The following is a 15,204-nucleotide window of genomic DNA, read 5'->3' on the forward strand; positions in this document are numbered from 1 at the left end:
ATGACGATTTCTGGTCTCGGCCCTCACGGGGAGCGGGCGTCGGCTCCCGAACAGATCCTTCTCCTGCCGGAGGACATCGTAAAGGCGCGGGCGGGCGGCTTCCGCGTTGCGATCGTGCTGCACACATTCGCGAGCGACTGGGCCAAGCAGCAGCTCTCGGGAATGATCGGCATGTTCGGCGACTGCGGTGTCGCGGTCATCGACGTCGTCGACTGCTCCTTCACGCCGGAGGTGCAGATCGATGCGCTCGACCGTCTCATTGCCGAGGCGCCGGACGCGATCGTCTCGCTGCCGGTCGCCAACGCCAAGGTCGCGGCCGCCCATGCGCGCGTCGCGGCGGCCGGCATCAGGCTGGTCCTGCTCGACAACGTGCCAACCGGCCTCCTGCCCGGCAAGGACTACACCTCGCTGGTCTCGGCCGACAATTTCGGCCTCGGCAAGATCGCGGCCGAAAGTCTGTCGCCGCACGTCCCTGAAGCCGGTGAGGTTGGCGTCCTCGGCTATGAGGCGGACTTCTTTGCGACCAACGAGCGCGAAATCGCGTTCCTGAAGTGGATGCGGATCAACCGCCCCGATGTGCGGCTGCACGTTCGGCGCTTCCCGTCTCTCGCCGACGCGGGCCGCGTGACGCGCGCGCTTTTCGACGATCATGCCGCCATCGCCGGCCTCTTTGTCGTATGGGATACGCCGTCGATTGCCGCGGCCGGCACGCTGACCACGATGGGTCGTACAGTTCCCATGGTGACCGTGGATCTCGGCCAGGACGCCGCGATCGGCCTGGCCGCGAACAATTCGCTCGTCGCCATCGCGGCCCAGCAACCGTTCCGGCAGGGAGAGACGGCGGCTTCGGTCACGGTCAGCGCCCTTCTCGGACGCCTGACACCGGATTGGGTTGCGCTTCCCGGCCTTGCCGTCACGGCCGAGAACGTCGTCGAATGCTTCCAGACCGTCTGGCGCAGGCCGGCCCCCCGAGAGGTGCTGCAGATGCTGAGCCTGGTCAGTCCAGCCCTGCAGCGAGCCATGCCGCCGTAACGAAGGCGGAGCGCTGGTTGTGTCAAACCTCTTGCGATGCAACCCCGCAGATCATGATCACGCGGCGGAGGCTGCGTTGGCAGCCACCGGTACGTCAACGAACACGCCAAGGTCGATCGTCAGACTGCCAGATGCGAGAGTTGGCACGCTACGCCTCAGCCAAATGGGCACGATCGGGAAGCCGGATCAGACGCCATCGGCCCGTCGACGCAGGTCCTCCAATTGCTGCAGGGGCATCACGATCCCGTCGCGCAGACTGCGCCGCCTCGTCACCTGGCGCCGGTCACCGGGGAGCCGGCTGACGCCGCTCATGCGCAATTGCTCGACGAGCCCGTTCACGCGCCTTCCGAAACTGCTGTCTCGCCGGCCGAAATCCGGCGAGATCACGATCAGCACCTGTCCGGTATGGGGGGTCTGCGCCCCGCTATGGGTCGACCAGTCGACTTCGAAGGAGAATTTTCCGCCGGTCAGGGCCGCCCCGAAGATCTCGATCATCATCGAGATCGTGCTGCCCTTGTAACCGCCAAAGGGCAGCAGGGCGCCGCCGTTCAGCACGGCTGCGGGGTCGGTGGTGGGACGGCCGGCACTGTCGACGCCATGCCCAGGGGGCAGGGAGCGCCCCTCGCGGAAAGCGATCTGCACATCGCCATTGGCCATGGCGCTGGTGGCGAGATCCGCCACCAGCGGAGGCGCATCGGCGCGCGGGGCGGCAAAGGCGATGGGGTTGGTGCCGAAGACGGGAGAATGGCCGTTGAACGGGACCGTGCAGGCGAAGCTGTTGACCATTGTGAGAGCCAGCAATCCCGCTTCCGCCAGCGGCTCGACATCGGGCCAGAGGGCGCTGAAATGATGCGAGTTGCGGATCGACAGCAAGGCGATGCCGTCATTGGCGGCTTTTTCGATCAGTATGGGCGTCACCAGCTCAAGTGCGGGCTGCGCAAAGCCGTTCATGGCGTCGACACGCACGACGGCGCCTTCGGCGCTTTCGATGCGTGGTTCGGCCCTGGCATCGACCCAGCCACTGGCGATCGATGCGAGATAGCCCGGTATGCGGAACACGCCATGCGAGGTTGCGCCGTCGCGCTCGCAACCCGCACAATTGGCCGCCAGCAGGCTGGCCACCGCGGGGCTCGCGCCCGCGTGGCGAAATATCGTCGCCAGCAGTTCTGCCAGATCGCCATAGGAAATCGTGGCCGTGTTGCGCGGCGTTCCGAAAATCTCTGGGTTTGCTGTCATGCTGTTCAGGCGCCGGGCCAGGTGTCGCCAACCCTGTAGCCCCTTGGGAACGGATCGGACGGATCGAGCAGGAGCTGTTTGGTCTCGGTGATCCAGGCTCTGCCGGAGATGGAGGGAATGATCGCGGGAGTGCCGGCCAGGCTGGTGATCGCTTCGATCCGGCCATCGAACCGGGTGCCGATAATGGAAAGCCCGCGATAGGTTTCGCCTTGCTCGAGCAGCCCGCGCCGGTGGAGCACCGCCATGCGGGCCGAGACGCCGGTGCCGGTCGGCGAGCGGTCCAGCTTGCCCGGCTCGATCGCAACCGTGTTGCGGCCGGTCTTGATGCCGTCCACGACTTCGACGGGGCCCGTGAACTGGGTGAAGGATATGTGCGACCAGTCCGGATGCTCGGGATGAACAAAGCCGAGTTGTTCGGTCGCCGCGCGGGTGATCTTCATGCCGGTTGCGGCGAGGTCGGGCGCTTCGTCCGGCGTAAGATTGAAACCGAGCGACCGGGCATCGACCAGTGCGAAGGTGTCCCCGCCATAGGCGGTGTCTACGCGAATCGTGCCCAATCCGTCGACTTCCAGCCTGGCATCCAGTTGACCGACAAAGCTCGGATGGTTGGTGACCCGGATGGAGCGGGCTTTGCCGTCTCGGCATTGTGCGACGACTTCCACCAATCCCCCCGGGGCCTCCAGGAAGAAGCGCGTCTCGGGCTCGGACATCGGCACCAGGCCGATATCGAGCGCGACCGTCGCCACGCAGATCGAGTTGGAGCCCGACATTGGCGGCGTATGGACCGGCTCCATGATGATGAAGCCCGCCGCGGCGCGCGGGTCCTTGGCCGGGACGAGAAGATTGACGTGGCGGAAGAGCCCGCCTCTGGGCTCATTGAGGACGAAGTCGCGCAATTCGCCGTCGGCGGCGATGAACCTCGATTGATCCCACAAGGTTTCGCCCGGCGGCGGCGCGACACCACCGGTAATGACGTCGCCAACCTCTCCCTCGGCATGGCAGCCGACGATGTGAATGACCTTGCTCGAACGCATGACGAGGCTTTCCTTACAGCGATGAGGACGAGGCGGCCTGGGCCAGCCGCACCCAGTAGGCGACGCCGAGCGGGATCAGACGATCGTTGAAGTCGTACTGGACGGTGTGCAGCGCAGCCGTATCGCCGTTTCCAACGAAGACGTAGCTGCCGGGCCGATGGTCGAGCAGATAGCAAAAGTCGTCCCCGCCCATCAGCGGATCCATGTCGGTCGTCACCTTTTCAGCGCCCACGAGCGCTGTCGCGACGTCGGCGCAGAACGCCGTCCGCGACGGATCGTTGGCCACGACGCCGCAAATCCGATCGATCGTGACCGTCGCCCGGACGTTGAGCGCAGCCGCAATACCCTCGCTGATTTCGACCAGCCGCTTCTCCACCCGGTCTCGCACGCTCGTGTCCAGCGCACGGAACGTACCGGACAGCCGCGCGGAATCGGGCATGACGTTGTAGGCGCTACCCCCCTCGAGCCGCGTCAGGGACAACACGGCCGACTTGAGGGGGTCTGTCTCGCGGGAAACGATGGTCTGCAGCGCGGCGATGATCTGGCCTGCCGCAACGATCACGTCCGCGATCGTGTGAGGCCATGCGGCGTGGCCTCCCTTGCCCTCGATGACGATGTCGAACGTGTCGGCTGAGGCCAGGATGGCATTTGGCCGGGTCATGAAATGCCCTTCCGGGACGCCGGGCATATTGTGCAGAGCGTAGACCTCCTCGATCGGCCAGCGCTGGAACAGGCCATCCTCCGCAATGGCGCGGCCGCCGGCGCCTCCCTCCTCGGCCGGCTGGAAGATCAGCGCGACGCTGCCGGCGAAGTCACGCGTCTCGCTCAGATATTTCGCCGCGCCGAGCAGCATGGCCGCATGGCCGTCATGACCGCAGGCGTGCATGCGGCCCGGATAGGTCGAGGCATAGGGAAGCCCCGTCGCCTCGGTCATCGGGAGGGCGTCCATTTCAGCCCTGAGGCCGATGGTCTTGCCAGGCCGATTTCCGTGCACGATGCCGACGACACCGGTGCCGCCGATGCCGGTCGCGACTTCGTCGACCCCGAAGCCGGTCAGGAGCTCCGATATACGGGCCGCCGTGCGGTGCACCTCGTAGAGGACTTCCGGATGGGCATGAAAATCGTGACGCCAGGCGGCGGCTTCGTGAGCCAGGTCGGCGATGCGGTTATTGAAGGGCATGTACAGGCCTCGGCAGGATGTCGTCGCGGATGCAGGCCTTGAAATGGCCCGGCCCGGCCTCGGCGAGAGGCGGCACGGCCGCCGCGCAAGCCGGCAGGGCATAGCGGCAGCGGGTACGCAGCACGCATCCGGACGGTGGATCGATGGGAGACGGAACGTCGCCTTGCATGACGATACGCTCGCGCCGTTGCGCAGGGTCGGGAATTGGCGCCGCTGAGAGCAGGGCCTCGGTGTAGGGATGGCGCGGCTGCGCGAAGAGAGTCTCGCGCGGCGCCAGTTCCATCAGCCGGCCGAGATACATCACGGCTACCCGGTCGCAGAAATGCTCCACCACCGCCAAGTCGTGGCTGATGAAGAGTATCGTGAGGTCGAGTTTTTCCTTGAGATCCTGGAGCAGGTTGAGAACCTGTGCCTGCACGGACACGTCGAGCGCGGATACCGGCTCGTCCGCCACCAGCACGTCGGGCTTGACGGCAAGGGCGCGCGCGATGCCGATACGCTGACGCTGGCCGCCCGAGAATTCGTGCGGAAATCGGTTGGCCGCATCGGAAGGCAGCCCCACGAGGTCCAGCAGGCGGGACACCTCGGCGCGCTGCTCGGCCCGGGTGCCGATCCGCTGTATCTCCAGGCCTTCGGCGATCAGGTCGCCCACCCTGCGCCGTGGGTTGAGGCTGGCGAAGGGATCCTGGAACACCATCTGGATGCGGCGGCGGACCGACAACAGCTCCGCCCTCGTGCCTCCGCCGATCTCCCGCTCGTCGAACAGAATGGTTCCCTCGGTGGGCTGTTCGAGCCCCATGATCATGCGACCCACCGTGGTCTTGCCGGAGCCGGATTCGCCCACGAGGCCCAGCACCTCCCCCTTTGCCAGCGAGAAGGAGACGGATTCCACCGCATGGACCTGCCGGCGCGGGCCGAAGAGACCGGATGGCGCGGCGAAACGCTTGGTCAGGCCGACGGCTTCGAGCAGGGGACGTCCCGGCCTCGTCATCGCTTCACCTCCTGCCAGCGAATGCACCGCGCCTTGTGTCCCGGCGCCACCTCGGTCAGCTCCGGAACGCCGGAAAGGCACGCGTCGACCGCCAGCGGGCAACGCGGCGCGAAGCGGCAGCCGGCCGGCCGCGACATCGGGCTGGGCGGTGCGCCGCCGATTGTCGGCAGCCGCCGATCGGCGGTCGGCTTCGCCGTTCCGGGAATGGAAGCCAGCAGGCCGGCCGTATAGGGATGGAGGGGAGTGGCAAAGATCTGCGCGACAGGGGCCTCTTCCACCACCTGGCCGGCATACATCACCGCAACCCGGTCCGCGATCTCGGCGACCACGCCCAAATTGTGGGTTATGAACAGAACCGACATGCCGATCTCGGCCTGCAGGCGGCGGATGAGATCGAGAATCTGCGCCTGTATGGTGACGTCGAGCGCCGTCGTGGGCTCGTCGGCGATGAGCAGGCCGGGCCGGCAAGACAGGGCGATGGCGATCATCACCCGCTGGCGCATGCCGCCGGAGAGCTGATGCGGATAGTCGTCCACCCTCCGCTCCGGCGCCGGAATGCCAACCAGCCGCAGCATTTCAATGGCCTGCTGTCGGGCTCGCGACCGTCCCGCACCCTGATGCAACCGCACCGATTCTGCGATCTGGGCGCCGATCGACCACACCGGATCGAGCGATGTCATCGGTTCCTGGAAGACCATGGCGATGTCGCGGCCGCGCACTTTTCGCATCGCCGCTTCGGGCAGCGTAGCCAGATTGATGACGTCGCCGTCGCGGCCCTTCAGCGATATGGTGCCGCCATCGATCCGCCCTCCGCCGCGCTCGACCAGCCGCATGAGCGAGAGGCTGGTGACGCTTTTTCCGGAGCCCGATTCCCCCACAAGGCCGAGGGTCTGGCCGCGCGCTATGGAAAGGCTGACGTCGTCGACACTGACCACCTGGCCGGTTGGCGTGTCGAATACTGTCCGGAGATGGCTCACGTCGAGCACGGGGCGATCCGACATCTTCAGCTCCGTCTCACGCGGGGGTCGACATAGCCGTAGAGCAGGTCCACGGCCAGATTGACCACGATGTAGATCATCGCGGAGAGCAGGATGAAGCTCTGCACGACAGCATAGTCCTGACGTGTGATCCCCTCGATCACCAGCGTGCCGATGCCCGGCCAGGTGAAGATCTGCTCGACCAGCACCGATCCCCCGATGAGCTGTGCCAGGATCAGGCCGCCGGCGGTCAGGGTGGGGAGGAATGCATTGGGCAGGATGTGCCGGAAATGGGTGTCGACCGGTGCGACACCCTTTGAATGCAGCACCGTGACGAACGGTTCGTGCACGACGTCGAGCAGATTGGCGCGCAGCAGGCGCACCAGATAGCCGAAGGATCCGAGCGCGAGGGCAAAGGCGGGCAGGGCCAGATACCACAGCGCGCGCACCGCGCCCGGCACGTCGCCGGCCAGCAGGTAGTCGATTGTATAGAAGCCCGTGACCAGGCTGGGAGCGGGGCCTCGGCCCACCGGGCCCGGAAACCACCCCAGGCGCTCGAAGAAGAACATCAGAAGGAGCAACGAGATCCAGAAGGGTGGCACGCCGACGCTCATGAAGGAGACCATGCGCAACATGCCGTCCAGCAGGCGCGAACCGGTGAAGCTCACCAGCACGGTCAGCAGCACGGTGGCGGCGAAGGCGCCGATGAAGGCCACGACGGCGAGTTCGGCGCTCGCCGGCAGGCGCTCCATGATCAGAGGGAGGACCGGTTTGCCGGAACCATAGGAGAAGCCCCAGTCGCCGCTGAGGAAGTTCAGGATGTAGTTGAGGTACTGAACCACCAGCGCTTTATCGAGTCCCATCTGAGATCGCACCGTGTTCAGCACCTCGTCCGTGGCGAACGGGCCGGCGATCAACCGGGCGGGGTCCGTCGGCAAGGCGCGCAGGACGATGAAGGCGAGGATCGAGGCGCCCAGAATGGTAAGGATGGCCGAGCCGATGCGCTCGAGGACGAATCTGGCCATGGTCTAGCCTCTCATTCCAGATCTCGGGTCGTAGAGGTCGCGCATCCGGTCGGCGATGACATTCCCGGCAACCGCGAGGGCGAAGATGCCGAGGCCCGGAAAGACGCCCAGCCACCACTGGCCGGTCAGCGCATAGGCCAGCCCCTCGGTGATCATCGTTCCCCATTCGGGAACAGGCGGCTGGATGCCGAGCCCGACGAAGCCCAGCGCCGCCATCGTGATGATCGAGAAGGAAAATACCGACGACGCCTGCACGAGAACGGTGGAGAGCGTCTGCGGCAGGATGTGGAGGCGGATGAGGCGCATATTGGTGGCGCCGAGGGCGCGCGCGCTCTCGACATACATCAGCCCGCGCAGGCGCATGACCTCACCGCGCAGCAACCGGAAATACCAGGGTATGGCGGCCAGGACGACGCCGATCATCGCCGAGACCATGCCGGCACCGAGGCCGATGGCGACCGCCATCGCCAGGATCAGCGGCGGAAAGGCAAGGACGGCATCCATGATGCGGGACAGGACGGCATCCACCCAGCCCCCGGTGAGGCCGGCGAGAAGGCCCAGCAGCCCGCCGATCACCGTGCCGACCAGCGTGACGGTCAGCGCCACGCTCATGGAGACCTGCGCGCCCCATATGAAGCGGGCGAACACGTCCCTGCCCACGTCGTCCGTGCCCATCGGATGCTGGAGCGAGGGCGGGGCCAGGGAATCGAGGACGCTGACCGCGAGCGGATCGACACGCCAGAGCAGGGGGCCGAGCACCGCGATGAGGATCAGCGCCACCAGGATCAGAAGGCCCAATGCCAGTTCGGGGTCGCGCAGGGTCTGGACGATCAATCGCGGCACAGGTGCGGCTTTCCGTTGCTCGGGATGTGGCGAGGAAGGGCAGCGCGGAAGCGAGGCCGCGCTGCCCCGGACCTTAAGCGAAGGCGTGAGGATAGTGCCGGCGGGCAAACGCCTCGCTGATGTAGCCTTCGGCGATGTCTTCCAGCACCGCCTCGACCGGACGCTCCGTTGGATCGCCGTAGCCGCCCCCGCCGCCGGTGCGCATGTTGAGCACGGTGCCCTTGGGCATGTGGAAATGGGTGGCCTTGGAAATCAGCTGCTGCTCGCCGTCCGGCATGGTGGCGAGGCACTGGTTCGGCCTTGCCTCCTTGCCGCCCAGGAGGCCCCAGGGAGCATTGAGGGTGCGCTCGAAGACGGTGGTGATCAGATTGTCCTCGGTCATGCGAATGTCGAGGTTGAGACCGGGGCCTCCGCGCCACCGGCCTGGCCCAACCGAATCCTCGGCCAGTGCCAGTTGCTCGACGATCCAGGGGTTGCGGTGTTCCCAGACTTCGGCCGGGGTGAAGCGGGTGGCGGACTCGGAGATGTGCAGCATGATGCCGCCATCGCCGCCGTTCCAGGCGCCCTGTCCGGTCGGCAGGGGGGTGCCATCGGCCCAGGGGGCGCCGCTCTCCTCGCGATGGCCCCACGCCACGAGCGAGCAGATGCAGCCGCCGGAGCAGGCCGGGACTGCCGTGGGCATGGCGCTCGCCACCGCGTTGTAGATCACCTCGATCGCCTGCAGTCCCGGCCAGCCATAGATGAAGGACGGCGCCGGCGGCAGCGGGTCGAACATGGAGCCGGGCCGGGTAATGACCTTGAGCGGCCGGAAGTGACCCTCGTGCGGCGCCTCGCCATAGCCGGCGAGCATGGTGATGGCGACGCGGCTGGCCGAGATGGTCGTGGGCAGCGGTGAATTGGTCGGGCCACCCTGCTGGTCGGGGACGCCGGAGAAGTCCAGCGTCACGTCGGATCCCTTCACGTCGAGCACGATCTCGAAGGGGATGCGATCCTTGGTGACACCGTTATTGTCCATTTCGCCGCGGCCGACATAGCGGCCATCGGGGATCTTCTCGAAATAGGAGCGGACGATGCGTTCGCCATGGTCGAACATGTCGTCGACCGCGGCCATGTAGGTATCGAGGCCGAAGCGCTCCACCACTTCGAGCAGCGACTTGACGCCGACCCGGCAGGCGGTGACCTGGGCGTCGAGATCGCCGCGAACCATCTGCGGCACGCGGGTGTTGGCCATGATCATGCGGAAGATGTCCTGATTGAGGACGCCCTCCTTGTAGATCTTGACGCCGGGGAAGATGCAGCCTTCCTGGAATACGTCGGTGGTGTCGGTGCAGTAGGGATCCTTGGCGCCGATGTCGAGCCAATGGCCCTTGATGGCGGTGTAGCCGATCAACTCGCTGCCGAGAAACGCCGGCATGATGATGACCATGTCCTGCGGGTGCGACCCTGTGCCGAACGGCCAGTTGTAGATGAGCGCATCACCGGGGTTGAGGCTGTCCGGGCCGCCATTTTCCTTGACCGCGAAGTCGATGCAGAACGAGAGCGTGCCCATGAACATCGGCAGGGACGGCGCCTGGCTGAGCAGGCGGATGTCCTTGTCATAGATCGCGACGGCGAAATCGAGGACTTCGTAGATGATGGGCGAGAAGGACGTGCGGATCAGCGCGCGCTTCATCTGGTTGGCGGCCGAGTTGAGGGCATGGCGGATCACCTCGGTGGTGATCGGATCCGCCTTGGCCTCGGTGATGCGGCCGAACCTGCCCGCATTATGGACGACGGGCTCGTATGTCTTGGCCATGATTATGCAATCCGCTCCAGAATGAGTTCGCCGGCCTTGCCGCTGGAAACCGTCCATTCCACGTCGACATAGGTCGTGCAGGTTTCTTCCGTGATGATGGCGGGGCCCTTGACCTGTCCCAGGATCCGGCCGCGGGGAATGATGCGGAAGGGGACGCGCGCCTTCCGTTCGAAGGAGTAGACGTCCATCATCCGATCGTCGGCGCCATCGGCGCGTTTCGGCGTGTAGCTCAGCTCGCGGCGCGGCAGCAGAACCGTCGTGGAGGCGCGGGTCGAAACCAGCTCCACGTCCTGGTTCATCGTCGAGCCGAAGGTGCGGGCATATTCGCTGATGAAGCGGTCGAGAACGGTCGGTTCCGTTTCCGAGAGCTTGCCGCCCTCGACTGCGACTTCAATGGAGAGCGTATGCTCCTGCCCCTTGTATCGCAGATCGAGGCGGGCCGACTTGATCGAGCCCTCGGCATGCGCGGTGCTGCGTTCCTCCAGCGTGGCGAAGAGCTCACCCAGAAGGGCATTCACCGTCTCGAAGGCGCCGGGCACGAGATCGAGCACGCGGGTCCTTGCCGCCGATTGCACCATGTCGGCGCCCAGCAGGCCCCAGGCCGAGAAATTGCCGGCCAGTGGCGGAACCACGATGTGGTTCATGCCGAGTTCGTCCGCCAGAAGCGTGCCCATGAGGGGGCCGGCTCCGCCGAACGGCAGCAGGGTCATCTCGCGCGGATCGAGGCCCTGGTCGAGCGAGATCTCGCGCATCGCATTGGCCATCGCGGCCGAGGAAATGCGCATGACGCCGGCGGCCGTCGCCTCGGTGTCCTGCTCGATATGCACGCCGACGCTGTTGATGGCAGCCTCGGCCTTGCCGATGTCCAGATGGATGCCGGAGGCGAGATCGCCGGGGCCAAGCATACCGAGCCAGGCGGCCGCGTCGGTCATGGCCGGCTCGACGCCACCCTTGCCATAGCAGGCCGGGCCCGGCACGGCGCCCGACGATCGGGGGCCGACGCGCATAAGCCCGCCGGCATCGATGTGGGCGATCGATCCGCCGCCCGAACCGATGGAGCGCACGTCCACCCAGGGGGACTGGATGGGCATGTTGTCGATCATGCCCTCGAACAGCACCTGCGGCTTGGTGTCTATGACCAGCGCGGTATCGAAGGAGGTACCGCCGACATCCGCCGTCACCAGTTGCTTGATGCCGAGCATCTTGGCGAGTTCGGAGGCACCCTGGGCGCCGCCGACCGGGCCGGACATGATCGTCTCGAACGGCCGGTCCTCCGCCTCCTCGAAGGTCATGGAGCCGGAGCCTGAGCGCGTGATCAGCGACGTGCCCTTGAAGCCGAGCTCGCGCAGCTTTCCGTCCAGGCGACGCAGATAGTTGGCCATGCGGCCGCGCACGAAGGCGTCGATGCACGTGGTCGACGTGCGCTCATATTCCCGATACTCGCCGGAGATCTTGTAGGACAGCGAGATACCACCGGCGAACCCGGCCGCGCGTATCATCGATTCGATGCGGATCTCATGTGCCGGATTGGCATAGGAATTGATGAGACACACGGCGATGGCGTCGACCTTTTCCGCCATGAGCGTTGCGATGGCGGAGGCGACGTCGTCTTCATCGAGCGGAGCATATTCAGCACCCGAGCCGAGCATGCGGCCGCCCACTTCCAGACGCAGGCGCCGCGGCACAAGCGGCACCGTCTGCTTCCAGAACAGGTTGTACATCTCGGCCCGGTCGCCGCGACGAATCTCCAGGACATCCCGGAAGCCCTTCGTCGTGATGAGGCCCACCTTGGCGCCGCGGCGCTCCAGCAGTGCGTTGAGTCCGACCGTGGTGCCGTGCAGGAAGAACTCCGCCCGGTCGATGACCTCTTTCGGCACATGCCCCGTGATCGCCGCGACGACGCCCTCCTCGGGCGCCGACGGGACGGTTGGGACTTTGCCTTCCACGGTCTGGCCGGTCGCCTCGTCGAAATAGACAAGGTCAGTGAACGTGCCGCCGATATCGACGCCAATACGAGTAGCCATTGAAAGGAATATCCTTGCTTACTTCTTCGCCCAATAGCGGTAATCGGGCAGCGGCGAGAATGTGAAGCTGGTCACGGCATCGCTGAGAACAACCACGGGCTTGTCTTCGTAGAACAGGATCTTTGGATACTGTTCGCGCCACATGGTGGTGACCTTGTCCATGATCTCCTGGCGTTTTGCCGTATCGGAAGACGCGCGCATCTCCGCTATGAGCGGATCGGCGGCCGGCAGGCAGGTGTCGGTCAGGTTGAACGAGATCCCGCAGATCAGGTCATATCCCCAGTAGTAGCCGGTCTCGAAGACGCCCGGGCCGTCGAGGCGCATGAAGGCGGGGATCTTGTGGCCCTGGGTCAGGTCCTGGAACTCGGCCGCCGGCGCGACGCGGATCGAGAGGTCGATGCCGATTTTCGCCCAGGTGCTCTGGACGATGGTGGCCAGTTGCTGCTGGGCGGCGTCGCCTTCCTGGATCGTCAGCTCGGCCTTGATCGGGGTCGCGACGCCGCTCTCGGCGATGAGCGCCTTGGCCTTCTCGATGTCGAAGCCGAGCGGCTTGGAAAGCTCCGCATTGAAGCCGGGCAGGCTCGGCGGGATCGGGCCGTAGTAGGCGGTGCCCCAGCCATAGGCCAGCTTCTTGACGATATCGTCATAAGGTATCGCGAGAGCCGCGGCCTCGCGCACCTTCACATTGTCCCAGGGCGCCTGCTTGTTGTTGATCATCAACTGCTGCACGAAGGGATTGGAATAGGCGATGACCCGGGTGCCGGAATTGCCTTCGAGGGAGCGTGCCGCCTGCTTGGAGAGGTCGAACGTGATGTCGGCCTGCCCGGTACGGGCCTGCAGCAGCAAGGTGGGGGCGGCCGAGATCCAGTTGACGTTGATCGCGGACGATGCGGGAGGCGTGCCGGCGAAGCCGGGGTTGGCCACCATGCGGGCCTTCTGGTTGGGCGAATAGCTCTCCAGCAGGAAGGGGCCGGACGGAGCCACGTTGGACGACATCCACTCGTTCGGTGCGCCGGCCTTCACTCCGCCATTGGCTTCAACCAGCGACGGATCGACAATGGAGCCCGCATGGGTCGCCAGGTCGCCGAGCATGTTCCCGTTCGGGGCATTGAGCGTGATCTTGACCGTCTTCGGGTCCACGGCTTCGATCTTCTCGATGATCACCGGGTCCAGGTGGCCGTCGGTCAGGAAAAAGCGGCCGCAGCCGGCCATGTCCAGCACGCGTTGCAGCGAGTAGCGCACGGCCTCGGCGTCGACAGGCTTGCCGGACGGAAACTTGAAGCCGTCCTTGAGGTGGAAAGTATAGACGAGGCCGTCGCTGCTCTGGTCCCACGAGGCGGCGAGATAGGGCTCGATGGTGGAGTAGTCGACTTCCTTCGTATTCTGCGGCCCGTCCTTGACGCCGTGCTGCACGAGGCGAACGTAGAAATTCTGCAGGAAGCTGATCTCGGGCAATCCGCAGGCCCAGGCGGGATCCAGCGTCGACGGGGCAACGCCAGCATTGACGACCAGATCAGAAGACTGCGCGAAAGCACCTGGGGCGGGCCAGGCCAGGCCCGAGGCCAGTAGAAGGCCGACGGAAGCCCGGACGGCAGGGTCCTTGATTCTGCGTAGCGACGACATGAACGATCCTTTCAGGAGCGATTTCGACTGACCTAGGCCGCCGGGGTTGCATCCGGCACATCGTGATCTGGAAACAATTTTTCCGATACGACAAATTTACGGCATAGTTCTTTGGTGCTGTCAATTCTGAAAAGTCGTTCCCTGTCTACCAAGGGACACGAATATTTGTTGTCTAGATGCGATCAGGCATGGTCCGAAACGGCAATTCGTGGCACAGCTTGGACAAGTTGGGTAGCTTGCGTCGCGGAATAATTTTCATATGATAAAATTTTCAGCATGGTGGCTATGCGCTATGCATATCGCGACGTTCTAGATCGGCAGTGAAAGGTACTTGAATCATGTCCGACGACGCTTCCGCCCCTGCGGCCGTCTCTTCCCTGAGGCGGCGCGGGGAGCGATCGATTGCCAAGACGCTTCGGGCCTTGCGCAAGCGAGCGGATTTGACGTTGAACGACCTGGCTCAGCGCGCGGGTCTGGCCGTCTCGACTCTCTCCAAGATCGAGAACGACCAGATGTCGCCTACCTACGACACGCTACTGGGTCTGGCGGAAGGGCTGGATGTCGACATCAGCGAACTGGTGACGGGAGGGCGCGGCCTCTCGGTCAGCGGTCGTCGTGCGGTGACCCGCAAGGGGCAGGGCGTCGTGCATTCCACGTTGCTCTACGACTATGAAATGCTTTGCAACGACATCGCCAATCGACAGTTCGTGCCGCTGCTCGCCGAGGTCAAGGCGCGGTCCCTGCATCAGTTCGAGGGACTCCTCAGTCACCCCGGCGAGGAGTTCATCTACGTCCTCAAGGGCAAGATCGAGCTCCATACCGAACACTATGCCGTCACCTTGCTGGACGTCGGCGACTGCGCCTATTTCGACAGCACGATGGGGCATGCTCTCGTCAATCCTACGGACGATCCCGCGCAGGTGCTTTGGATCTGCTCGCGCGTCGTGGCGCCGTTGGCTTGAGGTAGGCAGAGTCTCTGCTTCGGCCCGCGGTCGAAAGTCCTGTCTCGAATTCTGAGGGCACGACTTTCAACGGGGGATGGGGCAGGGCCGCTACCGCCCGGGTAAGTCGTGCTCGTGTCCCCGGCGCGGCGCGGGCGTCGCGGGCATCCATGCTGGATCGGGCGCGTGGCAGTGCCAGAACGGATGGCAGGGCAACGTCGGCCGTTGCTGCCAGATGTATTTTCGTCTCGACACTTCACATGGCGATGCACATGGTGTTGGTGACCGGCGGCGGGATCGCGCCGCCGGCGTGGTTCTGCTGGTCGCCAGGCTCCGGGGTGGCGCTCCGGCGGTATTCGCTTTTGCGGTCAAGCTGTTCATGCCAGTCTGGGCGCTGGTCGCCCTGGCCAATCTCTGGGTCGGCGTGACGCGCGCCGGCTATTCGGTGAAGCAGGAGCTGCCGATCCTTGTCATCGTCTTCACGGTGCCGGCGGCGCCGGCTC

General features: G+C 65.2%; 13 protein-coding genes. 3 read left to right on the forward strand and 10 right to left on the reverse strand.

Annotation, left to right across the window (positions count from 1 at the left end):
* Positions 1 to 1,032, forward strand: coding sequence for a substrate-binding domain-containing protein (locus OSH07_RS19395; protein ID WP_266340322.1), 1,032 nt, complete (start codon positions 1 to 3; stop codon positions 1,030 to 1,032).
* A 186-nt stretch (positions 1,033 to 1,218) separates the two neighbouring features.
* Here OSH07_RS19395 and OSH07_RS19400 read toward each other — a convergent pair whose 3' ends face one another.
* The 10 genes from OSH07_RS19400 to OSH07_RS19445 all read right to left on the reverse strand — a co-directional run bounded on the left by OSH07_RS19400 (position 1,219) and on the right by OSH07_RS19445 (position 13,592).
* Complete coding sequence (locus OSH07_RS19400; protein WP_266340323.1) at positions 1,219 to 2,268, reverse strand: Ldh family oxidoreductase; 1,050 nt, start codon at positions 2,266 to 2,268, stop codon at positions 1,219 to 1,221.
* A 5-nt stretch (positions 2,269 to 2,273) separates the two neighbouring features.
* Positions 2,274 to 3,302 (reverse strand): trans-3-hydroxy-L-proline dehydratase, encoded by a 1,029-nt coding sequence (locus tag OSH07_RS19405; protein ID WP_266340324.1) that lies wholly within the window; start codon positions 3,300 to 3,302, stop codon positions 2,274 to 2,276.
* A gap of 13 nt (positions 3,303 to 3,315) precedes the next feature.
* Entirely contained in the window at positions 3,316 to 4,482 is a 1,167-nt protein-coding gene (locus OSH07_RS19410) for a M20 aminoacylase family protein (RefSeq protein WP_266340325.1), read from the reverse strand.
* A complete protein-coding gene (locus tag OSH07_RS19415; protein WP_266340326.1) occupies positions 4,469 to 5,473 on the reverse strand; it encodes an ABC transporter ATP-binding protein in 1,005 nt (334 codons plus the stop codon). Before OSH07_RS19415 ends, OSH07_RS19410 begins: the two co-directional genes overlap by 14 nt.
* Complete coding sequence (locus OSH07_RS19420; protein ID WP_266340327.1) at positions 5,470 to 6,474, reverse strand: ABC transporter ATP-binding protein; 1,005 nt, start codon at positions 6,472 to 6,474, stop codon at positions 5,470 to 5,472. Before OSH07_RS19420 ends, OSH07_RS19415 begins: the two co-directional genes overlap by 4 nt.
* Before the next feature lie 2 nt (positions 6,475 to 6,476).
* The gene (locus tag OSH07_RS19425) at positions 6,477 to 7,475 is read right to left on the reverse strand and encodes an ABC transporter permease (RefSeq protein ID WP_266340328.1); all 999 of its coding nucleotides are present in this window, start codon (positions 7,473 to 7,475) and stop codon (positions 6,477 to 6,479) included.
* A 3-nt stretch (positions 7,476 to 7,478) separates the two neighbouring features.
* Entirely contained in the window at positions 7,479 to 8,318 is an 840-nt protein-coding gene (locus OSH07_RS19430; RefSeq protein ID WP_266340329.1) for an ABC transporter permease, read from the reverse strand.
* A 73-nt stretch (positions 8,319 to 8,391) separates the two neighbouring features.
* Positions 8,392 to 10,113 carry a hydantoinase B/oxoprolinase family protein gene (locus tag OSH07_RS19435; protein WP_266340330.1) on the reverse strand — a complete coding sequence of 574 codons (1,722 nt, stop codon included), beginning with the start codon at positions 10,111 to 10,113 and terminating at the stop codon, positions 8,392 to 8,394.
* A gap of 2 nt (positions 10,114 to 10,115) precedes the next feature.
* Complete coding sequence (locus tag OSH07_RS19440) at positions 10,116 to 12,137, reverse strand: hydantoinase/oxoprolinase family protein (protein ID WP_266340331.1); 2,022 nt, start codon at positions 12,135 to 12,137, stop codon at positions 10,116 to 10,118.
* A gap of 18 nt (positions 12,138 to 12,155) precedes the next feature.
* Positions 12,156 to 13,592, reverse strand: coding sequence for an ABC transporter substrate-binding protein (locus OSH07_RS19445; protein WP_266340332.1), 1,437 nt, complete (start codon positions 13,590 to 13,592; stop codon positions 12,156 to 12,158).
* Between the two features lie 506 nt (positions 13,593 to 14,098).
* Here OSH07_RS19445 and OSH07_RS19450 point away from each other — a divergent pair.
* Positions 14,099 to 14,722 (forward strand): helix-turn-helix domain-containing protein, encoded by a 624-nt coding sequence (locus tag OSH07_RS19450; RefSeq protein ID WP_266340333.1) that lies wholly within the window; start codon positions 14,099 to 14,101, stop codon positions 14,720 to 14,722.
* 289 nt (positions 14,723 to 15,011) lie between these two features.
* On the forward strand, positions 15,012 to 15,204 hold a 193-nt coding region (locus tag OSH07_RS19455), incomplete at its 3' end, for a hypothetical protein (RefSeq protein ID WP_266340334.1).

Origin of the sequence: Kaistia nematophila (assembly GCF_026343855.1) — a bacterium.
Taxonomy (GTDB): Bacteria; Pseudomonadota; Alphaproteobacteria; order Rhizobiales; family Kaistiaceae; genus Kaistia; species Kaistia nematophila.